The organism is Sulfurimonas sp. (assembly GCF_014859695.1).
Taxonomy (GTDB): domain Bacteria; phylum Campylobacterota; class Campylobacteria; order Campylobacterales; family Sulfurimonadaceae; genus Sulfurimonas.
The window spans coordinates 1-22,409 of sequence record NZ_JACUTS010000017.1; the positions used below are offsets into that span (position 1 = coordinate 1).

The following is a 22,409-nucleotide window of genomic DNA, read 5'->3' on the forward strand; positions in this document are numbered from 1 at the left end:
CACCGTTTGGAAGCAGAGTTTTAACACAATCCGTTCCGGAACAGTATGACTCAAAGTAGATATTTGCAGTACCTGTATCCCCTTGATATCTCTGTCTTGAGGCGTGTGTGCGGCCGTAAACAAATGTAGCATTGCCTCCGATATTTACGCCGCTTACATTGTCTGTGTCTGTTGCGTTGATCTCATTTACGACGACTGCAAAAGGGTTTACGACCTTGCTTGTATTTCTGTCGAAATTTATTTTGTAGTTAAACTCTGCCGTGCCGTTAGTATCGTTGCTGTCAAACTGTGTGCTTGAAAAAGGCAGGTTATACTCAGTTGTTCCAAGTACTAGAGGAATTGAGCCATTGTCATCAGGTGTATAATGGTACCAGAGCAGTTTTGTAAGTGAGTCTGTCTCAGGGTTGTCTTTATTGATCGCATCTGCCAAAGTAAGTTTAAGATTGCCGTTTTTCGCGTAACACTCAGAAGTGTAGTTGCTTGTAACCGCATTGGTAATAAGAGTCTCTGCAGAGATGTTTACATCAAAAGACGCTGAGATATTACGATCAGCATCAAATGGAAACTGCTCAAAGTTTGAGAGGTATGTAAAACCGTTCGAACCGTTCTCAAGACCGCCTGTTATACCAAAATGGTGAGGAACTACCCGTATCTGCTGAAAAAATGGAGTTATGAGGCGTTCGGTTTCATTTGAATCATCGGCATCTACAAGGGCAAACTCGGAGCCGATAGGCTCGTAAATCGTCATATTGAAATCACCAATATTGTTAAGAGCGTAGTTATCGGTTACTGTTCCGTTCGTAAAGTCAACGGATGGGTTGAGTTTGATTGATGGTTCTTGACATAATTTGGTGCTGTCACTTATGTTGACATCTACAACAAACGTGCTGTTCTCGCTCTCATTGTAGTTTTTTGATGGGTCACCGTTGATATCTTCACCCTCAAATGTAATCAAGTAGCCCTGTCCGGCTTTATGTTTAAATGGGTCAGGCAGCATCGTAGTGTTAAAGTTGTTTGGGCGGATGGCAAATTCATCTTCAGAACAATTGTCTCCCTGCATCGCTCCTGCCAGACACATTGCACATCCTAAGTTGACGTTATATTGAGATGGTGAGATATTGCCCTTTGTTCCACCGCAGTTTCCGTAGTAAGCCTCAGATGCACAAGGCGCATCTCCGCCTCCGTCGCCGTATATACATGTCATAACCGCAGGCTGAAACGCTGGCGGGAAGACTGAGCGGATATTTTGAATATTGTTGAAGCAGGCAGGAACAAGACAAAGACCGCTGTTTAATGCACTGTTATTACAGTTCAATCCGCTTGCATCGGTAAAGAGCGCGCCCCAATCAAAAGCGGTAATTCTTGTTCTTCTGTTTTTAAAGGCACTCTCTATTATAAGATTGAAAATCTCGGTATATTCCGTATTGTGAGCGATAACGCCTTGTCCTAGTATTTTGGGGTCAGAGCAGGTATCCCCGTCAGCGTGTTCTAAAACCACTGTCATATCTACAACATCGTTTGGTTTATCAGTATACTGACCATCATAAGTTGCGACACTTCCTGATATATCTAAGTATGATGCCCGCAGACCAAACTCTTTGTTGACTATTTTGGTTTTTATATTTTTGTCTACATCATAGTCAACACCAGGTTCGTTAACTCCGACACTGCTAAAAATAGTAGGGTATATCGGCGGTCCACCAGGGCATGCTGAACGGAATGTGACTTCAATGGTGTAGTGGGTAGGATTGTTGTTTGATTTACCCATAAGTCCGACGTAGTAAGTTCCTGCATCTAACACCAAGGAGGCGACCTTACTTGGGTAGCCGGCATCTAACTGGCTTGTAGTGCCTTTAGTAAAAATAGTAGGACAGCTATTGCCAAAGTCGTAGTAGAGGATGGTTTTATCTGCCTCTACGTCAGAGTTTGTAAGATTAATGTCCAGTACACCATCCTCAGCTAAGACAAATTTATAGTATTGCCCACTGTCTGCAGTTACGCCGCCTGAAGTTGAGTTTGTGTCGTTAGTAGTACAGTTCGTATCAGTAGACAGAAGGGTTATTGCGTTGGCGCAGTACTCATTGACATAGATCCAAACGGTTGCCTCATTTGAGACCATACCGTACTGGTTTGTAACTTTATATGTAAATGATTGTGTAGTAACTGAGCCTGGTGCCGCATAACTAAACTCCCCGTCATTAGGTATATTAAAAGTAAGAGTACCCAGCGTAATAGTGCTATCATCTTTGTAGTTTGCGGTATGGTTATGGTCTGCATAGTTCGGATCTACAGGATGGTCTGAAATAACATTTCCGTTTAGTGTTCCGCTTGGGATCACGGAGTAGACTTTATCATAGGCAACGGGTATAGGGTAGGTTATGGTAACTGTTGCAGGTGCGGATGTTGCATCGTTGTTGTCTTTAACCGTGTACGTAAAGCTGTCGGTTCCAGCAAATGTTACGGGAGTATATGTTATCGCACCGGTAACTGGGTCTATACTTAATGTTCCGTGTGACGCATTTGTATTTATAGTTACGGAGCTATTGACCAAAGAACCGTCAAGGTCGTAGTCGTTATTGAGTACATCTATGATTGTCGGATCAACGCCTTCAGATTCTGCAGTATCATCAACGGCTATCGGAATCTGATTTCCGCTAAATGCAAAAGTCATGCTAAATGTAAAATCTTCACCGCTGGCGTTGCTAGATAATACCCGCATATTAAAATCATCAGCCGCTACAAATGTTATAGTGCTACCGCTCACTAGTGAAGTTGAAGAAGTTGGAGGACATGCTGAGCCAGAATAGGAGTATGTTACATTCCCTGTTAGTGCAGTAAATGTAATCGTTCCCGACTCCGGAACTGTAAAATAGTAATATGCTGCTAAGTTGTCTCCATCACTGCCTTTAGTATTTCCTGAGCCGTTATAAGGAACTCCGTTTACAAAATTATGAGTAGTTGTTGTAACCGAAGTACACTCATCTGCCGCATTAAGCGAAAACGTAAAAAACAAAACAATTAAAAAAGAGCGAAATAGATTCATTGGGTCCTCCAAGTAAAAGCATAAGCTTAACTTACTAATCTTACATTATACTATCAGTTGTGCTTAATAAGTGCTTAATGATTTTAGTGAGGTTAAGAGATTATTGTGCGGTTTACTCTTTTGTTTTTTGTAGGAACTAGCGGGCGGGTGTATTTACTGGATCCTGAATCAAGTTCAGGATGACGTATTTAAGTTCAGGATGACGCACGACGAGCAAGTTTAAGATGACGCACCCACCGTCATTCCAAACTTGATTTGGAATCCAGCTTGAGATTTTGTCATAACTCCCACTCATTTTCACTAAAAATACCGAGTATCTCTACTCTTTGCTGTTTGGTGTTTAGACGATAAGGTATAACATATCCATAAAAGACCAATTCTCTAAGATTGTTATCTTTCGATTTTAAAGATTGTCGGCATTTGTAGGGAAAATGGGGTAAATCATTGATTTTAGCTTCTAATTTTTTAGCAAAATTTAAAGCATTTTTAGGATTATCTTTACCGATAAAATCAAGTATCTTATTTAACTCAATTTCGTATCGATGAGAGGTGTCTATAAGCATTTTTCTTCCCATTTTGCATATACTCTGCGCATTACATCTGCGTGTGGTATGAGCTCTGCCGTCCCATCATCAATCTCTTTGATGCGTCTCTCAAGCTCTTGGGCTAAAGGGTCATTTTTTACAGTCTCTATCTTCACTGTATCTTTTAACTGCTCCAAAAACCATATAACTTTGTCGGCTGCTGAGTCTTCTATTGTCAACATTAAGGTTTTCATTTTGTTTCTCCTTGGGATTATTTAAAAAGACGTTATCACATCCCCTCTTTACCTAGTCCTTTATTATACTATCAGTTGTACTTAATAAGCGCTTAATGATTTTAGCGAGGCTGAGAGATAATCTATTTTATTTTTCTGGAACTAGCGTAGGAAAAAGAAACGATGCCATAGAAGCTCCGATTTTTAGTCTGATTGGAGATGCTTTTGAGTCTGATTCTATAAAATTTCGTTTTAACAGCTCAGCCGTAACTCTAGAGGCTGTTCTCTCTTTCATGTCTATAATTTGGGCAATTTTTCCTCTTTTACATTCGCCATTAAGCAGTAGATGTTGAAATATCTTATTGCTGTGTTTTGGCAGAGGTTCTATATCTAGCAGACCGTCATCTGCTTTTTGAACAAATAACTCAATTTTTGATGAAAGAGCATCTAGTCTAAGGTGTTTGCTCATAAAAAGTACTTGATCCAGTGAGGTGTCAAGCATAAAATCTACATACTCCTCTAAAGCCTTTGAAGAGAGCGAACCTTTGCCATCAAACTGCCCTTGTTGTGGCATATCGGCAAGAGATAGGTATTTTTTATATTCTAGAGAGTTTCTTGAAAGTCCGCGTGAGATGTTCCACATGCCATAACCACTCATGCCAATACTTGTAAACGCCCCATCTAGTGCTAGTCTAGCGGTCCTGCCGTTGCCATCCAAAAACGGGTGTATCCACATTAGTCTATGATGCGATGATAATGCATAAATGAGCTTAAGAGCTTTACCTGAGCTTAATGATTTGTTATAAAGATGTTCAAATTCGTTCATTAAACTTTCAATTATATCATGGCTTGGCGCTATATGGTTTCCTACTTTAACGCTTTGCTTGCGGATAGCTCCAGGGATTATTACCCCTTCTAAATCATTATGTGCTACATGTAAAAATGGTTCCATGCCCTTTTTGCCATAAAAACTTTTGTGAATGTTTAAAATGAACTCTTTGTTATACGGTGATGCATCAGGAGTGTTTTTAAAATAGTTTTCACACTCTTTTTGAACTTCTATGTGAGCAAGTGAAAGTATTTGCAAGTTTCTCTCTTTAGTGTCTTTAGAGTAGTCGTTTTGCATCGCTCTTTCTATATCTATGATGTGGGTACCTTCTGATTCTATTTTGTTGGAGCAGTAGCTGTTGACTGTGTATAAAAGGTTTTTTACGGCTTGAATAATTTGTGTTGTATGCGTTCCCGTTAGTTTTGCACTTTGGATTAAAAGTTCATCAGCTTTAGATATCAGAGTAGAATTAATATTCCCGTTTATATCCGTAGGCACTATAGGGGTAAAGTTCATTAAGGACCTTTTTTATATTTCTGGACAAATTATATCATAATTTTATGGCGAGTTAAATGGCGAGGTGTTTATGCCTTAAAGAGCCCAGTTTAAAGTCAAATAAGAATAAATAAAAATAATTTAAAAGATATATTTGGCGAGTTAAATGGCGATGTTTTTTTAAAATTTGCATTTGAAACGCTATTTTTGGAAGTGAGGCTGAGAGATTGTAGAGCAGGTAGGTAATCGCTGCTCTCTTGAAATGGAATTATTTTTTTAAAAAGTTAGAGATCTTCTCGCACACGCCGTATTCGTTTGAGTTGCTAATGATGACCTGTGCGGCTTTTTTGTTGTCCGTGTTAAAAATCATGGGACCTACAAAGTTTACCACGGAGTTTTCTATGGGTGTTTGAATCAGGACAATATTTTGTATGATGAGATTTGAATTTTTGTCTATTTCAAGCAACTCTTGAACGGTGTCGGGAACTTCAAAATCGTACTCTCTCAGAACAAAAGGGTCTATAAGGGTAAAGGAGATATTCTTCTCATCTACGGAGCTCATCTTCATAAAGATATCATCAATTTTTTCCAAAGTTACCTGTTTTACATCTTCAAAGCCTAAAATAGGGACACAAATATCAAATTTCATAAAAAACCTTCTTGTATATTTTGTTAATTGTAGCAGTTTAAGCATAAAATATACCTAGTTTAATGAGTGTTATATATGTTTTGGATAAAATAGCAACCTATTTATAAACAGGAAAAAATTTAATGAAATTTAAAACTTACGCAATACTTACGCTGCTGCCTCTAACGCTTCTTCTTACTAGTTGTTCAAAAGAGGTTGAGGAGTATAACAAGCCTGCCATGTATTGGTACTCAAAGATTACGAAAAGTGTCTCAAAGGGAGATTTGGAAAGAGCGGACGGTTACTACAGCTCACTGCAGGGCGAGCACATCGGCTCTCCGCTTCTTCCAGAAGCTACTATGATACTTGCAATTGCTCATATGTACCATGAAGAGTATCTCTTAAGCGAGTACTTTTTGGATGAGTATATAAAAAGATATGCGACACCAAACGAGAAAGAGGAAGCGGAGTTTTTAAAGATAAAAGCAAAATACAAAGCACTTCCGAATCCAAGACGCGATCAGGCACTTATAGATGAGGCAATAGCAGAGGGGGAGAAGTTTAAACTAAACTATCCGGACTCAATGTACGCCGAAGTGGTAAACACAATGCTTGTTCGTCTCTACCTTGCTCAATATGTTTTAAATGAAGAGATCTCAGACCTCTACGAGAGACTGGACAAGCCAAAAAGTTCGGAGTACTACCGAAGCATAAATCCGCAGCCGTGGATTGCCTCTTCAGAGGTTGACAGGGCGGTCGCTCCATGGTACAGAGCTTGGTTTGAGGGCGATGGCACATCAAGCTGGTATGAGTTTATGATACCCGATACAAAAAGCGTTGTTTCGAGAAACTCAATAGCAGAAGAAGATGTTCAAGGAGAAGATAATGAAACTAAGTGATTATAGTGAATTTCCGGCTGATATCCCTATCATAGCAGAGGATGAGCTTTTTTTATATCCGTTTATGATTTCGCCGCTTTTTTTGAGCGATGAGAGCAATATAAAAGCCGCTACAAAGGCCATAGAAGAGAGCTCTTTGGTTATAGTCTGCTCTACAAAACCATCTCATGAGGGAGAGAGAGATTTTGAAGCTCTGTACAGTGCAGGTGTTGTAGGCTCCATAATGAGGAAAGTCGCACTTCCGGATGGAAGAGTAAAGGTTCTTTTTCAAGGTCTTGCGCGTGCCAAAGTTGCGTATAAAGTTTCTGATGACCCGCTTATTGCACATGTTGAGGTTATTAATGCGACAAACGTAAACTCTCTAAAGATAGATGCTATCTTGGAAGTTGTACGCGAAAAGGTAAGAACGCTTGCAAGCGTGAGCAACTATTTTCCTCCCGATCTGCTTAGAACAATTGAGGAGAACCACGACCATAACCGCATTATTGATCTGATTTGCAGCACGGTTAAACTTAAAAAAGAGCAGGCTTATAATCTTTTTGTGGAGTCGAATACCGAAAAGAGATTTTTGGATCTCATAGAGTACCTCATTGATGAGATAGAAGCTAATAAACTCCAAAGAGAGATCCGCTCTAAAGTGCACAGCCATATAGAGAAGGTAAATAAAGAGTACTTCTTAAAAGAGCAGCTAAAGCAGATACAAAAAGAGCTTGGAACGGATACTTCAAGGGATGAAGAGATAGAGGAGTACCGCAAGAAGCTTGAGTCTAAAAAAGAGAAGATGGACGAAGAGGCGTATAAGGAGATACATAAGCAGATAGAGCGATTTTCACGTATGCACCCCGACTCTTCAGACGCTTCTATGACGCAAACTTATTTGGAGTGGGCTTTGGATGTTCCTTTTGCAGAGCAGAGCAAGAAGAAGCTCAAAATCAGCGAAGTACAAAATCAGCTAGATCGTGACCACTACTCTTTGGAGAAACCTAAGCAGAGAATAACAGAGTTTTTTGCGGTAAAAGAGCTTATGGAGCTAAGAGGCATAAATAGTAACTCCGGTGCAATCATCTGTTTCTGGGGACCTCCCGGTGTTGGTAAGACGTCACTTGCAAACTCCATAGCAGAGGCACTTAAACGGCCGCTTATAAGAATCGCACTTGGCGGACTTGAAGATGTAAACGAGCTAAGAGGGCATAGAAGAACGTATGTCGGCGCAATGCCGGGACGTATTATTCAAGGCATCATAGATGCTAAAAAAATGAACCCTGTGATAGTTCTTGATGAGATTGACAAGGTTGCAAAAACGGGAAGAGGCGATCCGACTGCTGCACTTTTGGAGATACTTGACCCTGAGCAAAATAAGGAGTTTAGAGATTACTACCTAAACTTCAATATTGACCTCTCAAAAGTTATCTTTATAGCTACGGCAAACGATGTAGGCAGGATTCCTGCGCCGCTTCGTGATAGAATGGAGTTTATCGGGATTAGCTCTTATACGCCGCAAGAGAAGTATGAGATTGCATCAAGATATCTTATTCCTCAAGAGCTTAAAAAGCATGGACTGAGAAAATCAGAACTCAGCATCTCAAAGCCCGCACTCAAAGAGCTTATTCACAGCTATACTCGTGAAGCTGGAGTGCGTAGTCTTCGCCACCGTCTTGCAAATATGTCAAGAAAGGTTGCTCGAGAAATACTTGAGCATCCTGAAATAAACAAAGTCTCTTTGACTCTGAAAAACCTTAAAGAGTATTTTGATAAAACTGTTTTTGAGATTGAAAAAACGACAAAGGTTCCTGTTGTAGGAGTTGTTAACGGTCTTGCATGGACAGCAGTGGGCGGTGATGTCTTAAAGCTAGAGAGTATCCGCGTAAAAGGCAAAGGCTCTATGCAGTTGACCGGAAGCCTCGGCGATGTCATGAAAGAGTCGGCACTTATCGCATACAGCGTGGTGAAAACATTAATAGATACGAAAAAATTAAAAATCGATGCGCAAAATATTCCGTTGACATTTAAAGAGAAAGAAGAGAATGCGGAGGTGGACTCTAGCGAGGTATATAAACGTTATGATCTACACATCCACGTTCCGGACGGTGCTACTCCAAAAGATGGACCTAGTGCGGGCATAGCTATGGTAAGCGTTATAGCTTCGATTTTAAGTTCTCGAAAAATACGTTCAGAAATTGCAATGACCGGTGAAGTCTCTCTTAGCGGAGACGTGCTTCCAATAGGCGGACTTAGAGAGAAACTTATTGCAGCACACAAAGCCGATATGAGCAAGGTTCTTATCCCGGTAAAAAATTATGAGAGAGATTTGGAGGATATACCTAAAGAGGTCAGAGACTCTCTTGAGATAATCGGCGTAAGCAGAGTGGAAGAGGTTTTAAAACACGTCTTAGTGTAAAACCTCCTCTTTCTAGAGAACTATCGAGTTTATTTTCTCAGTAAGATCATGATTTCTAATCGGCTTCATTAAGAAACCGTTTGCTCCAAGCTCTAGAGCTTCAGTTTTTTTTGTCTCATCGGTGGTGAGTACAATAATTGGAACCTGTTCTATATTTTCATCTGAGCGCACAACTTTTAGCATCTCCAAGCCGTTCATTACAGGCATGATGATATCTAAAAGTATAAGATTTATATCACCTCTCTCTTTTATCTTCCCAATCGCATCAGCTCCATTTTTTGCCTCTAAAACCTCTTTTACATCAGGGTTTTTCATAAGCATCGACTTCAGAAGTTTAAGGTTTATCATATCGTCGTCTACGGCTAATATTACTAATTGTTTCGACATTTTTTTACCTTTTAAGCGTATTTTTTAAACAGAGATTGAAGTAACTCTCTGTTTACAACATTGTTAATGATCTCATCTACATGCTCTTGATGTTGCGATGCATCTTTGTGGATGGAGTCATCAATAAGCACAATATGAGAGTCAAGTCCGTTTGCGTTGCTAAGCTTTCTAATGCTTGATGCAATGGAACCTACATTTAAATCGCTGTACTCCTTGTCGAAAAGCACGACTTTGTAAGAGTAGTTGTCTGTAAGTTCCTCAAAGTCGACTAATGAGGAAGCGACTTCATAAGTAAGCCCCATCGCCTCTATGATTCTTGTGTAGAGTTTTGTCTCAAAAGAACTCTTCTTGGCTATAAGTATATCTGCTCTATATTCAGGTTTTGCGGGGTGTTCTACAGCCTCAGTTAGCTTCTCTATAATCGCTTCTTGCGTGGGAGTGACGTCCTGAGCATGTTTCTCTTTACTGATTTTCTTAACATCGCTATTTTTTGCTAAATCGTCAACTTCAACTATATGATTTGCCAAGAAGTAGTTTAAAACAGCAATAATTTCTGAGCGAACCAGAGGCTTTGTTGTGTACTCATCAAGTCCTGCTGCTAAGAATTTCTCTCTGTCTCCTTTTAGCGCATTTGCAGTCAGCGCTACTATTGGGACGTGAGGCTGTTTATAATCCTCTTCCCACTCTAAAATCTCTGTAGTTGCTTCGACACCGTCTAAGAATGGCATTTGGATATCCATAAAGATTATATCAAAATTTCCATCTTTTCTCTTTTGGAACGCATCAAGACCGTTGTTAGCAATCGTTACGGTTAGTCCTAAATCTTCCAATGTTCTTTGGATGAGTTTTTGGTTGATGATATTATCCTCAGCAACTAGAACATTTGCTACAAATCTCGAAGTGTTTAAGTCAAATTTCTTGCGAGAGCGCTTTTTGACAACCTGCATAGATGCGTTTGTCATAACGTAATTTTCAAGTGTCTGCTTTATTTTTGAAGCGTGTAGCGGCTCATAGAGAATCTTAAATATATCAAGACCAAAACCGTCTACCTTTTTCATTAGATTTGATTTTGTTAAAACTATAAGCTCTTGAGGCAGTTTTGCAAGTTCCGCTAGCGTCTCTTCGGTCACATAATCATAGTCTGCAAAGATTATGTTATAGTTTACATCGTTTTGCAAGAGAGCGACTTTGCTTATGTCTTTAAATGTCGTGTAGCCTACGCCGAAGTAATCAAGATACTCTCTTAAGTACTTGTCTTGCTTTTTGATCTTCATAGAATCGCTTAGTATAAGTGCCTTAACGGTGTTAAAGCTATCTTTTGAGCTTTCTGCTAGTGTTTCAACTTCATCAAAATCCAAGGTAAAGAAGAATGTAGTTCCCTCTCCCACTTTACTGTTAAGGTCAAGTTCTCCACCCATTAACTCTACGAAACTGCTAGAAATCGTAAGACCTAGACCTGTACCACCGTATTTACGTGTAATAGAAGTGTCTGCTTGAGAGAATGCTTCAAATATTTTTGATTTTTGCTCTTCTGTTACACCGATACCGCTATCTTGAATCTCAAACTTGACTCTTGTTTTGCCGATTTCGCTAGATTCTAATCTTCTTATATTAACGTTTATAGAGCCTGCATTGTTTGTAAATTTAACCGCATTAGAGAGAAGGTTGATGATAATCTCTTTAAGTTTAGTAGGGTCTCCTTTAAGCGGAAACTCAAGACTTGGGTCAATAAAACATCCAAGATTAATATGCTTTTCACTTGCACGAACCGCATAAACTTCAACCGCACTCTCGAATTCAAGGATTGGGTTAAAGGCAATGTTCTCAATTTCAAGTTTATTGCTCTCAATCTTAGAGAGGTCAAGAATATTATTAATGATTTCAAGTAGATTTTCAGAACTTTTTTCAATAATATCGACGAACTCGCTCTGCTCCTCTTGAAGACCTGAGTCTTTAAGAAGCTCTGTAAATCCGACGATACCGTTAAGTGGAGTACGAATCTCATGTGACATATTTGCGAGGAACATCGATTTTGCTTCACTCGCCTCTTGAGCAGAGATTTTATCTCTTTTGGTCTGCTCAATAATCTCTTCAAGAAGTTCGTATGCAAGGTCGGTACCCTGCGCCGTATGGAGGTTAATCTTTCTATCTTGTGAGTCATAATCCTCGGCAACTTTTTCAAGAACGTTCTCAAGGTGTTTAATGTTGCTTGCAATCTCATTTGAGAGAATATAACCAAGAATAGCAAGGATAATAGCAATCAACCAAGCTCCAAAGGTAATAATCAATATCTGCAGAGACTCTTGCTGAACCTGACGTGCTCTATTGTCCATGGCATCAAGAAGAAGATTTTCAGCCTCTGAAATAATATTGATCTTCTCTGAGAGCATAGTAAACCAAATACCTGAAGTAATCTCGTACTCTCCGGTTTCCGCAAGCGTAATAATCGCCGTTCTTTCGCTGTTTATATCTGTAAAAAGCTCTAAATTATCCTCTGTTTTAAAAATAGAGTCAAGTTGCTGCGCAAGAGCTTTGTTTTGTATTCCTTCGTAATTTATAGAGTCGGCCTTACCGATAATAGAGATCCATTTACTTAAATCTTCGTCACCAAGCGGAGTTGAACGAGAGATAATATATGATAAATATCCCCGCTCAACACCGGATGCCTCTTTGGCGTGAACCATAGAGATGTACAAAGAGTATAACTCGCTGATCTCTTTGTCTATCTGATTTTCGGTTATCTGCTCTAGTTGTTTAATAAGTTTCTCTTGAGCTGTGACGTAAACACTGTTAAACAGTTCATCAAACTCGATGTTAAGCTCATCCACAAGAACTCTTGCCGATTTTATTTTGTTCATTGAATCAACAATAGAGTCAATATTGTTACATGCAGCGCAGTCAGCTTCGCTGCCTTCTTTTGTGTGCGTATGCAGAGACTGGTTTAATCTTGCACTCGCTAAGTACTCTTCAACCCTTTTATCAACTATTTTTCTCTGCTCGTTAAGAGATTTCAAGATATTTTCTGTTTTGTTACCCAGGTACATGGCGCTCATACCGCGCTCACGAGCAAGGTTACCTACTATTTCATTGATAAGCCTGTTTTCATCAAGCCTAATCTGCAGTTGATCGGCTGCTTTGTATTCCATAAATGAGTTATAAACAAAGTAACTGCTTAGCGCGAACAGTACAATAATTGGTAAAAGACTTATAAGTCTTAGTCTGTTTTTTAATCCAAGTTGCATTACTTATCCTCTATAGTTTGAAATTAGATTTAATTTTGAGATTATCTTTTCAACAAGATTTTTGATACTCAAGTTATCAGAGGAGTTGATTATAGCCTTTAATTCATCATCAAAGTCGTGGATTCTCATATTTTCGCTCATCCCTCTTAGTTTCACTGCAATACCTTTACACGCCTCAATGTTATCTTTTTCTGTAAATTCAAGCATGGAGTTGCTAATATCTTTTGCTTCATGTATATAATCATTAAAGAGCTCGTTAAAACTATCAATGCCTAAGCCCATCTCGTGGGCTATCTGCTTTTTGTCGTATGTAAATGCAATATCAGGAGCACTCTCCTCTTGGAAAAATTCCTCGGCAGCAGCATCTTGTGCAAAATCTTCAAAAGTGTCGATTTGCTCTTCTAGTTCCGGCAACTCTTCATCAACAATCTCTTCTTTAGCCATAGCGGTTTGGTTTAAAAATTCGTCATCTGCCAATTCCGGAATCTCTATGGAGTCGGGAACTTCAGAGTCATCTATAGTTATACTAGGAGCCGGAGCGTCCTCTTTAAAAGAGAGGACGAAATCATCCTCCTCATCTTTATGGCTTTTTGTGTCTGCAACTTCTCCAGCAACAGAAGAGTCTGCGTTGGAGAGTTTGTTTATGATTCTGTAGAGTCTGTCAAGATTTGTTTTTATCTCAGTGTACTCTTCAAGCGAGTTTATCTTACTGAGTGCATCAAGCGCATCCTCTATTCTAAGATTTGCTGCAACACCTTTTAGTTTATGCGACTGTATTCTCAAATGGTCTAAATCTTCATTTTTTGCCGATTCATAAAGATCACTCTTAAAACTGTTTGCTTGAGCAATAAAATCTTGAATAAACTCCTCTACCAAATCAATTGGCAGACCAAGCTCCTCTGATGCCGTTTGTGGATTGTATACATAGTTTGCAAAAGGGTTCTCATTATCGCTTTGAGCTAACGCTTTTTCCTCTTTTTTCAGGGTCTGTTTCTGAACAACCTCTTTTTTTTCTTCAACTTCAGGCATGTATCCTAAGTCATCCTCGTCTATCTCGACATCAAGCGAGAGGATCTTTTTTTGTACTTCGGGCTCAATTGCATCGTAATCTTCTTCGTACGGGTCGTAAGATGTTTGATTTGAAACGCTCTCTATGACTGCCGGTGGATGGTAGAACTCCTCGTGTGAAGGCTTCTCTAGAGCTGCATTTTTTTGAGCAATGTCGGCGGAGAATTTTTGGCTCTGCTCACCCGTTAATGCTTTTATACTTGGAAGATTGATTCTGTAAGCTTTTTCTGAAGGGTTTTGAACTAAATAAATTGTTTGAATTTCAACAGGAGTAGCAAAATTTCTGCCTTTTACATTAATGATAACCTTAGCATCTATACCACTCTCATTGCAGGTAATGTAATCAATCCAGTGCACATGTTTAAAGTTATGGATATAGCCCGGAGTTTTTACAAAAAGGTCTGCAAAATCATCCGCTTCATTTTGAAGTTCTGCCAAGCTGGATAAGCCAAGAGCTTTTAAGTAGCCCTCATCAATTCCTAAAAATTCTTTTTTATGATTGTAGATTAACATTTGAACCCTTTAGTTTGTTTTGTTTTTTTGTTGAATATTTTTTCTTGGAGAAGGCTTGCTTACGGACATAAAACCGGTTATCTGCTCTTGTTTATTGAAAATCGGGGCAATTTCTATATCTACCCAGCAGTAACGTCCATCTTTTCTGAGATTTTTGAGCATTCCGTTCCAGACTTGACCGCTTTTTAAAGTTTTCCACATTTTTTCAAAAGTGGCTTCTTCAACATCGGGATGTCTAATTATGTCGTGGCTACGACCAATTAGTTCATCGCGCGCGTAGCCGGATATTTCACAAAACTTTCTATTTACAAAGGTTATGTTGCCGTCTAAGTCTGTTTGACTTACAGCAACCTTGCCTTCAAAAACATACTCTTCATCTTTTGGTACAATTTTGTCCATAAAAAACCTTTGTATAATATAGTATTATAAATTGCACTAAATATAGCATTAATAATTTAAAAAAAAACTTATTTATAAATATTTTTTATTATATCGGCATCTTTTATGTTTAAAACAGAACTTATATCCTCTATAGTAGCTTTTTTTAGCATCTCAAACGTAGTGAAGTGTTTTATAAGTTTTATAATTTTTGCTTGAGATATGCCTTTTAACTCTAAAAGCTTGCTCTCTTGGTCCAGTTTTAGTTTTGTTTTTTTATGGAAGTTTATGGCACATCTGTGAGCTTCGTCTCTTAATTTCTGTACCCACTGAAGTCTTTTGTCACTATCTTTGAGCCTGAAAATATCATCTTTTCGAGGAAACTTTGCTTCGCAATCGCTATTGGCTAGTTTTATGTGGATGATATCGCTCGCCTTTCCTTTTGCGCGATGCGCTTTGGCATCAATTTTCTCTTTAGATACGGCAATAACATCTAAAAAAGTACCGCTAGATTCTAAAATCTCAAGTGCGAGTTTTAAAAGTGTTGCTCCGCCGTCAATTATCCATAAATCCGGAGGAGGGTTTTTTGAAAAGCTCTGGACTCTTCTTGTGAGTGTCTCTCTCATTTGTGAGTATTCGTCTCTGGCTTGAAGATGATAAGTTCTGTAACTTTTTTTATCAAATTTGCCATCTTCATATACTGCCATGGCGCCGACGGTTGCAACGCCTGACATGTGAGAGTTGTCAAATATTTCTACTCTTAGGGGAAGTTTTTGCAAGTGTAAAAGCTCTTTGATTTGAGTCGGTATCTCATCTGAATCCTGTTTGCGCTCACGCTTTAAAAGTTCTGCCGCATTGATAAGTGCGAGGTCGATAAGCTGTTTCTTATCTCCTTTTTTAGGGATGCGTATCTCTGCTTTTTTCTCAAAAATAGTTGTTAGATAACTCTCAATAATCTCTCGACCTTCAAACTCTGATGCGACTAAAATGGGTGCAACAATGGGCGGTTTGCCGATAGAGTAAAAATCCATAAGCACTCTTTGGTAAAGCTCATCCTCATCATACCCCTCATGCAGCTGTATGTAGTCATGGGATGAGGAGATTATTCTGCCCTCTCTCATAAAAATGCGCACGACGACGGCTCTGTGTTGTGTGTGTCCAAGTACAAAGATGTCGTAATTTTCATCGCTTGCAAAATCTATCTCGCTCTTAATCTCTGAGCGCACGATTCTCTCACATCTGTCTCTAACTGTTCCGGCCTCTTCAAACCTTAGATTTTGGGCATAAAAGTGCATCTTCTCATGCAGTTTTTTTAAGAGTATTTTTTTGTTTTGAATCAACTCTTTTGCCAAATCAAGCTCTTTTGCATACTCCTCTTTGGAGACATCCTTCTCGCATGGACCAAGACACTTTCCTATCTGGTAGTAGAGGCAGAGTTTTTTTGATTTAAGAGAGCCTTTTTTTTGTACAAGGCGGCATAGCTCATAAACAGAATCCAAAATATCTCTCGCACCCACGGAGTAGGGACCGTAATATTTGATGTTTTGAGATTTTATGATTTTTCGTGTTATCTCAAAGCGCGGAAAATCGGCAGAGTTGTCTATATAGATATAGGGATATGTTTTATCGTCTCGAAGCAAAATATTATACTTGGGTGCGAGCTGTTTTATAAGAGAATTTTCCAAAATAAGCGCGTCATGTTCGGAGTTTACGATGATGTAGTTCATGGAAAAAGTTTGTGAAATCATCTTTGTAATTCTGCTTGAGAGGTTTGTGTTTGGCTTTAGGCAGGGAGTAAAATTAAAGTAGCTTTTTACCCTTTTTGCAAGACTCTTTGCTTTGCCGACGTAGAGCAGATGCCCGTCCTTGTCGAAATATTGGTAGATTCCGGCAGAGTCGGGCAGCTGTTTTATAGTCTCTTCAAGATTCATTTATATTTGCTTTTTTTATAATCTCTTGGATAGAGCGAATCAGAGAGTTTAGTTTCTCGTCATGTACATTTATTTCAAAATTTCCGCTTGAACGCTCTTTATAGACCTGTTTTGTCTCTTTATACTCTTCTATACTTTTTTTTGGAGTATGTGTTACAAAAGCTCTTATATCGTCAAAAAGGAGCGAGCCACACTCTTTGCACTCCAAGGGCATATGAAACTTTAAAGCACTTTTAATGCTTTGTATACTATTATCGAATTCTTGTTTCCCGATGGGATGATTAAATACGAAAAAAAGAGTTTTGTTTTTTATGTAAGCAAAGTTAATCATCCTCTGCACAGGCGGCGTAAACATTGATTGCACTATTTTTATACATTTATAATAAGATAACTTAGAGAGCTGAGGTCTACTTTGAAGAGAATCTATAATTTGACTGGCGTTTTTCATTCGATAATTATAACAATGTTTTTATTAGGTTTAAGTGGATGCGGATATAAAGATGCTCCATATTATCTCGAAGATGCGCCGCAAAGTGATGAGAACGTAAAGTTTATTATCAAAAAGAGCGAAAATAATGAAAGTGGCAATGAAAATAGATGAAATACGATGTAATAATAGTAGGTGCGGGTGTTGCCGGACTCTACGCAGCCATGCACCTTCCTCGTACAAAAAAAGTCCTTATAATCAACAAAAGAGAGACCTTTAAGTGTAACAGCTTTTATGCTCAAGGCGGCATAGCTTTGGCGATAGACAAAGAGGATGTTCCTCTGCATATTCAAGATACGCTTGACGCAGGAGCAGGACTTTGCAATGAAGAGGCTGTAAGAGTTTTGAGCGAAAATTCAAGAGCTACCATTGATGATTTGATAGCTCGCGGATTTAATTTTGACAGAGATAAAGATGGAAAGCTGCTCTACACAAAAGAGGCGGCTCACTCCAAAGAGCGCATACTTCACGCAGGCGGTGATGCAACAGGCAGACACATGCACTACTTTTTGTTAGAACAAAATCCGCATCCCATGCTAAGCGATGCAAGGGTTGTTGACCTGCTTATAAAAGATGGCGAATGTTACGGTGTGACGGTGCTAGACCATAGAGAGAGCAGAAATATATACGCCGATAACGTAATCATTGCAAGCGGCGGGGTAGGCTCACTATATGAGTACCATACAAACGCTCCATGTATCAGTGCCGATATGCAGGGACTTTGCGTCTTAAAGGGGATAGAGCTTGCCGATATGGAGATGATGCAGTTTCATCCAACAGTGTATGTAGATAACGACTCCGCGCAAAAAATGCTGCTTACCGAGGCGTTAAGGGGAGAGGGCGCAACCATTGAAGATGAGAAAGGGAGACGATTTCTTTTTGATTATGATGAGAGGGGCGAACTTGCCTCTAGGGATATTGTCAGCAAGGCAATATATGATTACAGTAAAAAGACTCTCATGCAGACATATCTCGCATTTAAAAATTTTGACCATCTCTATTTTACGAAAAGATTCCCAAACATATACAAAAATCTGCAACTTTTAGGATTTAACGCACCAAAACAGAGAGTCCCAATATCCCCGGCGTTTCACTATGCAATAGGAGGAATAAAGACCGACATAAACGGTGCGGTTGTAAGTGTTAAATCACTTTACGCAGTGGGAGAGGTTGCCTCCACGAAAGTTCACGGAGCAAACAGACTTGCTTCAAACTCACTGTTGGAGGGTCTTGTTTTTGGCAAAAGAGCCGTAGAGGATATTCTTAGAAAAAAGCAGGCAAAAAAAGAGATTGTATTTGAGATTAGCGATGAGGTAATGAGCCTTAAAGAGGACAAAGCCAAAAAGAACCTGCTTCGCAAAATCATGTGGGAAAACGTCTCTATCGTGAGGACGAAAAGCGGTTTAAACAGCGCATTAAATCAGATTAATGCTCTTTTAAATGAAAAAATCGGTAAACTTCTCAAATTTCGTTTACTGACTGCAAAAGAGATTATTTTAGCGGCGTTGGCAAGAGATGAGTCAATCGGGGTACATTTTATAGAAAAGGAAAATAATGATTAAACTGTTAATTATTATGCTTAGTTTTAGTTTTGCATTTGCAAGTTCAGGCGGTAGTGCTGAGGCAATTCCGGACTTGACGTTTACATGGGTCGGAATTGGAGCGCTTGTTATATTCGTAATAGGTTATTACTTTGTAGCGATGGAGGAGAAATACCATATAGACAAGGCTAAACCGGCGCTTTTTATCGGTACGTTTATGTTTATACTTATCGCAGTTTACTACATGATAAACGAGCTGGATATGGATCTTGTTCATACGCAGGCACAGCATTTAATCCTTGAGATTGCGGAGATATTTTTCTTCCTCTTTGTTGCAATGACTTACATTGAGACCTTAATCCATATGAATGTATTTGAGAAATTAAAATACAATCTTATCTCAAAAGGGTACAGCTATAGAAAACTTTTCTGGCTGACCGGATTTTTGGCATTTTTCCTCTCGCCGATCGCGGATAACTTAACTACGGCACTTATCCTCTCAACCGTCCTTATTACGATTGAGCGCAGCAAAACATCCTTTTTGGTTCCAGGTGCTATTAATATTGTAGTTGCCGCAAATGCGGGTGGCGCATGGAGCCCATTTGGAGATATTACGACTCTTATGGCATGGACGGCAGGAAAGGGCGCATTTACAGACTTTATGTTTCTCTTTCCCGCATCAATCGGCGGGTACTTGGTTACTGCATTTTTGTTAAGCAGGTTTGTTCCTGAGACACAGCCTGATTTTGATGTTTCAACAGAGAAAGTTCCTGAGCTTATGAAGGGGGCAGATAAAGTAATCGCTCTTGGCGTTATAACAATTGCATCGGCAGTTCTTTCACACCAGCTTCTTCATCTCCCTGCTATGTGGGGTATGATGTTTGGTTTGGCACTTCTTAAAATGTATCAGTACAGACTTAAGAGAAAATATAATTCAAACCTCAATATCTTTGAATCTATGAGCAAGATAGAGAACAATACGCTTCTCTTTTTCTTCGGTATCTTAGCTGCTGTCGGTGCGCTCTATTTTATAGGTTGGCTTGGACTTGCAGCGGTGGTTTACGATCCGTCTGTTCTTGGACCTACATGGTCAAATATAGGAGTCGGTATCCTCTCGGCGATAGTGGATAACGTTCCGGTTATGTCGGCGGTGCTAAAAGCTAGTCCTGAGATGGGTCTGGATCAATGGATGCTTGTAACACTTACGGCAGGAGTCGGTGGCTCGCTCATTAGTTTTGGTTCTGCTGCTGGAGTCGGTGTTATGGGAAAACTTCCGGGTATCTATACTTTTGGTTCTCACATGAGATATTCTTGGACTATCTTTATAGGCTATGTAGTCTCTGTCGCTATTTGGTACGTTCAGTATGAGGTATTGGGTTTCTATATTAAACATTAATCTTAATTATTGTATCCTTTCACATTGTGAAAGGGGTACTCCCCTCTCAACGCCTCTTTGGCACCTCAAAACACTCTTATTAAAGGCATTTAGATGACAAATGTTAGTATCATAGTTTTAGATTTTGGTTCTCAGTATACTCAACTTATAGCTCGCCGTCTGCGTGAGGACAAAATTTATTGTGAGATTCTTCCTTATCACACAACGGCAGAAGAGATTAAGACGAAAAATCCAAAAGGGATTATATTTAGCGGTGGTCCATCTTCGGTCTACAGTAAAGACGCATATCAGGTAGATCAAGAAGTTTACAAGATGGGAATCCCTGTTCTTGGCATCTGCTACGGCATGCAGAGAATTGCGGTTGACTTTGGCGGAAGCGTCATCAGAGCAAGCCATCATGAGTACGGAAAATCTGAGCTCAAAATTATAAATGTAGGTGAAGAGTGCTCGCCGCTTTTAAAAGATTGTGATGATGAAAGAGTAGTCTGGATGAGCCACAGCGATAAGGTTGATATTCTGCCTGAAGGGTTTGAGCCTATCGCTACATCTGCAAACTCTCCTTATGCCGCTGTTGCAAATGAGCAAAAACGCATATACGCAATGCAGTACCATCCTGAAGTCCAACACTCTGAAGAGGGGTATTTGATGCTTCGCAACTTTGCAAGAAATATTTGCGGAGTGACCGAGAAGTGGAAGATGGAACACTTTTTAAAAGAGCAGATTAAGATTATTCGCGAAAAAGTGGGCAAAGGAAAAGTTCTTTGCGGACTAAGCGGAGGCGTTGACAGCTCTGTTGTGGCGGCAATGCTTTATGAGGCAATCGGCGATCAGCTGGTTCCTGTTTTTGTAGATAACGGACTTTTGCGCAAAGGCGAGAGAGAGCAGGTTGAAGAGGTTTTCAAAATCAATCTAAAGGTTCCCTTGGTTGTCATTGATGCAAGAGAGAGCTTTTTGAGCAAGCTTGCAGGAGTAAGCGATCCTGAGAAGAAACGTCAAATTATCGGGCACACATTTATAGAAGAGTTTGAAAAAGAGGCAAAAAAGTATGACGGCATTAAATTTTTGGCTCAAGGTACTCTTTACCCTGACGTTATTGAATCAATCTCCGTAAACGGTCCTTCTGAGGTTATAAAATCGCACCACAATGTGGGCGGACTTCCTGATTGGATGGACTTTCAACTTATAGAGCCTCTTCGTGAACTCTTTAAAGACGAGGTAAGAAAAATCGGTTTAGAATTGGGACTTCCAGAGTCTATGGTTAACCGTCATCCATTCCCTGGACCGGGACTTGCAATCCGCATTATGGGTGATGTAAATGAAGCTGATTTGACCCTTCTTAGAGAAGCGGATGTTATTTTACTAGAGGAGTTAAAAGCGAGCGGATACTATGCAAAAACATGGCAGGCGTTTGTTGTTTTACTAAACGTAAAATCAGTCGGCGTTATGGGCGATAACCGTACGTACGATAATACTGTTTGTGTGAGAGTGGTTGAGGCAGTTGACGGCATGACGGCTACATTTGCTCATCTTCCGCATGATCTCTTGGAGAGAATAAGCAGAAGAATTATCAATGAGGTTGACGGTATAAACAGAGTTGTTTATGACATCAGTTCTAAGCCACCGGCAACAATCGAGTGGGAATAGTTTAAAGATATGTCAAAAAAGATCTACCTCTTCGCAACTTCTAAAAGCGAACATGCTATCAATGTTAAATCTTTAGATGTCAGGTATTTAAAACCTGATATCGATTTTTCCAAGTACGACTATCTCATTATCACATCCAAGCAGACCGTAAAAGCACTCGAGAAGTATGATAAAAAAGATTTTATAGATATTCCTGCACTTTGTGTTTCTATAAAAACTGCAGTTGCTTATAAAGAGTTCGGCGGTACTGTTTTGGCAGTCGGCGACGGATACGGAGATAATCTTGCTAAAAATATAAAAGAGTTCCCTAAAGAGACAAAATGGCTCTATTTAAGAGCTGAGCTCATAGCCTCCGATTTCGTCAAAAGAAGTAAGGATGAGGGGCATAAAATAGATGATGAAATTCTTTATGTCAGTGAGTGTTCCAAAGAGATTTTGCAGACAAGAGTAGATGATGATTCTACTCTGATTTTTACATCTCCCTCGTCGGTAGAGTGCTTTTTGAAAAATAACTCTATCCACCCTGATGCCAAAATTATAGTCATAGGCAGTACAACCGCAAGAAGTTTGCCGGAGGGCATAAGATATATAATTAGCGAAAAAACATCAATAGAGAGCTGCATCGAGTTGGCATTGAGTCTTTAAAAGAAAATTCAAGAATTTTTTTTGTATAATCATATAAGTAGTCTGGATAGTTCGAGAAACCGCACTAATGAGGGTTCTACATTTTCAAGTAGCGAATACGTAGGATTTTTGTGTGTCGGTGTTGTCGT

General features: G+C 39.5%; 18 protein-coding genes. 7 read left to right on the top strand and 11 right to left on the bottom strand.

Features of this window, described 5'->3' with window-relative positions:
• The 5 genes from IBX42_RS04955 to fliW all read right to left on the bottom strand — a co-directional run.
• The coding region (locus IBX42_RS04955) for an Ig-like domain-containing protein (RefSeq protein ID WP_294929714.1) at positions 1–3,043 on the bottom strand (3,043 nt) is incomplete at its 3' end.
• A gap of 278 nt (positions 3,044–3,321) precedes the next feature.
• Entirely contained in the window at positions 3,322–3,606 is a 285-nt protein-coding gene (locus IBX42_RS04960; RefSeq protein ID WP_294929716.1) for a type II toxin-antitoxin system RelE/ParE family toxin, read from the bottom strand.
• Positions 3,597–3,821, bottom strand: a complete 225-nt coding sequence (locus tag IBX42_RS04965) for a hypothetical protein (protein WP_294929719.1) — start codon at positions 3,819–3,821, stop codon at positions 3,597–3,599. Before IBX42_RS04965 ends, IBX42_RS04960 begins: the two co-directional genes overlap by 10 nt.
• Before the next feature lie 127 nt (positions 3,822–3,948).
• On the bottom strand, positions 3,949–5,145 hold the full coding sequence (locus IBX42_RS04970) for a Fic family protein (RefSeq protein WP_294929720.1): 1,197 nt from the start codon (positions 5,143–5,145) through the stop codon (positions 3,949–3,951).
• A 247-nt stretch (positions 5,146–5,392) separates the two neighbouring features.
• A complete protein-coding gene (fliW, locus tag IBX42_RS04975; RefSeq protein ID WP_294929721.1) occupies positions 5,393–5,773 on the bottom strand; it encodes a flagellar assembly protein FliW in 381 nt (126 codons plus the stop codon).
• 122 nt (positions 5,774–5,895) lie between these two features.
• Here fliW and bamD point away from each other — a divergent pair, with 122 nt between their 5' ends.
• Together bamD and lon are read left to right on the top strand one after the other, a co-directional pair.
• A complete protein-coding gene (gene bamD, locus IBX42_RS04980) occupies positions 5,896–6,651 on the top strand; it encodes an outer membrane protein assembly factor BamD (protein WP_294929722.1) in 756 nt (251 codons plus the stop codon).
• Positions 6,638–9,049: an endopeptidase La gene (lon, locus tag IBX42_RS04985; protein WP_294929724.1), complete on the top strand. Its 2,412-nt coding sequence runs from the start codon at positions 6,638–6,640 to the stop codon at positions 9,047–9,049. Before bamD ends, lon begins: the two co-directional genes overlap by 14 nt.
• Before the next feature lie 12 nt (positions 9,050–9,061).
• Here lon and IBX42_RS04990 read toward each other — a convergent pair whose 3' ends face one another.
• The 6 genes from IBX42_RS04990 to IBX42_RS05015 form a co-directional block, all read right to left on the bottom strand.
• Positions 9,062–9,436 carry a response regulator gene (locus tag IBX42_RS04990; protein ID WP_294929725.1) on the bottom strand — a complete coding sequence of 125 codons (375 nt, stop codon included), beginning with the start codon at positions 9,434–9,436 and terminating at the stop codon, positions 9,062–9,064.
• Positions 9,437–9,447: 11 nt separating this feature from the next.
• Positions 9,448–12,678, bottom strand: a complete 3,231-nt coding sequence (locus tag IBX42_RS04995) for an ATP-binding protein (RefSeq protein WP_294929726.1) — start codon at positions 12,676–12,678, stop codon at positions 9,448–9,450.
• Positions 12,679–12,681: 3 nt separating this feature from the next.
• Entirely contained in the window at positions 12,682–14,259 is a 1,578-nt protein-coding gene (locus IBX42_RS05000) for an Hpt domain-containing protein (protein WP_294929727.1), read from the bottom strand.
• Between the two features lie 9 nt (positions 14,260–14,268).
• Entirely contained in the window at positions 14,269–14,658 is a 390-nt protein-coding gene (locus IBX42_RS05005; protein ID WP_294929740.1) for a PAS domain S-box protein, read from the bottom strand.
• A 68-nt stretch (positions 14,659–14,726) separates the two neighbouring features.
• A complete protein-coding gene (gene uvrC / locus IBX42_RS05010) occupies positions 14,727–16,568 on the bottom strand; it encodes an excinuclease ABC subunit UvrC (protein WP_294929742.1) in 1,842 nt (613 codons plus the stop codon).
• Positions 16,558–16,923 (bottom strand): hypothetical protein, encoded by a 366-nt coding sequence (locus tag IBX42_RS05015; protein ID WP_294929744.1) that lies wholly within the window; start codon positions 16,921–16,923, stop codon positions 16,558–16,560. Before IBX42_RS05015 ends, uvrC begins: the two co-directional genes overlap by 11 nt.
• A gap of 57 nt (positions 16,924–16,980) precedes the next feature.
• Here IBX42_RS05015 and IBX42_RS05020 point away from each other — a divergent pair, with 57 nt between their 5' ends.
• The 5 genes from IBX42_RS05020 (at position 16,981) to IBX42_RS05040 (ending at position 22,281) form a co-directional block, all read left to right on the top strand.
• The gene (locus IBX42_RS05020; RefSeq protein WP_294929747.1) at positions 16,981–17,169 is read left to right on the top strand and encodes a hypothetical protein; all 189 of its coding nucleotides are present in this window, start codon (positions 16,981–16,983) and stop codon (positions 17,167–17,169) included.
• Positions 17,166–18,617 (top strand): L-aspartate oxidase, encoded by a 1,452-nt coding sequence (nadB, locus tag IBX42_RS05025; protein WP_294929750.1) that lies wholly within the window; start codon positions 17,166–17,168, stop codon positions 18,615–18,617. The genes IBX42_RS05020 and nadB overlap by 4 nt, the downstream gene beginning before the upstream one ends.
• Complete coding sequence (gene nhaD / locus IBX42_RS05030) at positions 18,610–19,992, top strand: sodium:proton antiporter NhaD (protein WP_294929752.1); 1,383 nt, start codon at positions 18,610–18,612, stop codon at positions 19,990–19,992. Before nadB ends, nhaD begins: the two co-directional genes overlap by 8 nt.
• Before the next feature lie 93 nt (positions 19,993–20,085).
• Positions 20,086–21,636 (top strand): glutamine-hydrolyzing GMP synthase, encoded by a 1,551-nt coding sequence (gene guaA, locus IBX42_RS05035; protein WP_294929754.1) that lies wholly within the window; start codon positions 20,086–20,088, stop codon positions 21,634–21,636.
• A 9-nt stretch (positions 21,637–21,645) separates the two neighbouring features.
• Complete coding sequence (locus IBX42_RS05040) at positions 21,646–22,281, top strand: uroporphyrinogen-III synthase (RefSeq protein WP_294929756.1); 636 nt, start codon at positions 21,646–21,648, stop codon at positions 22,279–22,281.
• Positions 22,282–22,409 lie beyond the last annotated feature (128 nt).

What these genes read in the sequence shown, in the direction of transcription:
- IBX42_RS04990 (WP_294929725.1), bottom strand. Translation starts at nt 9,436, where the DNA reads ATGTCGAAACAATTAGTAATATTAGCCGTAGACGACGATATGATAAAC.
- IBX42_RS04970 (WP_294929720.1), bottom strand. Translation starts at nt 5,145, where the DNA reads ATGAACTTTACCCCTATAGTGCCTACGGATATAAACGGGAATATTAAT.
- guaA (WP_294929754.1), top strand. Translation starts at nt 20,086, where the DNA reads ATGACAAATGTTAGTATCATAGTTTTAGATTTTGGTTCTCAGTATACT.
- nhaD (WP_294929752.1), top strand. Translation starts at nt 18,610, where the DNA reads ATGATTAAACTGTTAATTATTATGCTTAGTTTTAGTTTTGCATTTGCA.
- IBX42_RS05000 (WP_294929727.1), bottom strand. Translation starts at nt 14,259, where the DNA reads ATGTTAATCTACAATCATAAAAAAGAATTTTTAGGAATTGATGAGGGC.
- bamD (WP_294929722.1), top strand. Translation starts at nt 5,896, where the DNA reads ATGAAATTTAAAACTTACGCAATACTTACGCTGCTGCCTCTAACGCTT.
- lon (WP_294929724.1), top strand. Translation starts at nt 6,638, where the DNA reads ATGAAACTAAGTGATTATAGTGAATTTCCGGCTGATATCCCTATCATA.
- IBX42_RS04960 (WP_294929716.1), bottom strand. Translation starts at nt 3,606, where the DNA reads ATGCTTATAGACACCTCTCATCGATACGAAATTGAGTTAAATAAGATA.
- IBX42_RS04995 (WP_294929726.1), bottom strand. Translation starts at nt 12,678, where the DNA reads ATGCAACTTGGATTAAAAAACAGACTAAGACTTATAAGTCTTTTACCA.
- uvrC (WP_294929742.1), bottom strand. Translation starts at nt 16,568, where the DNA reads ATGAATCTTGAAGAGACTATAAAACAGCTGCCCGACTCTGCCGGAATC.
- IBX42_RS05005 (WP_294929740.1), bottom strand. Translation starts at nt 14,658, where the DNA reads ATGGACAAAATTGTACCAAAAGATGAAGAGTATGTTTTTGAAGGCAAG.
- nadB (WP_294929750.1), top strand. Translation starts at nt 17,166, where the DNA reads ATGAAATACGATGTAATAATAGTAGGTGCGGGTGTTGCCGGACTCTAC.
- IBX42_RS05015 (WP_294929744.1), bottom strand. Translation starts at nt 16,923, where the DNA reads ATGTTTACGCCGCCTGTGCAGAGGATGATTAACTTTGCTTACATAAAA.
- IBX42_RS04965 (WP_294929719.1), bottom strand. Translation starts at nt 3,821, where the DNA reads ATGAAAACCTTAATGTTGACAATAGAAGACTCAGCAGCCGACAAAGTT.
- fliW (WP_294929721.1), bottom strand. Translation starts at nt 5,773, where the DNA reads ATGAAATTTGATATTTGTGTCCCTATTTTAGGCTTTGAAGATGTAAAA.
- IBX42_RS05040 (WP_294929756.1), top strand. Translation starts at nt 21,646, where the DNA reads ATGTCAAAAAAGATCTACCTCTTCGCAACTTCTAAAAGCGAACATGCT.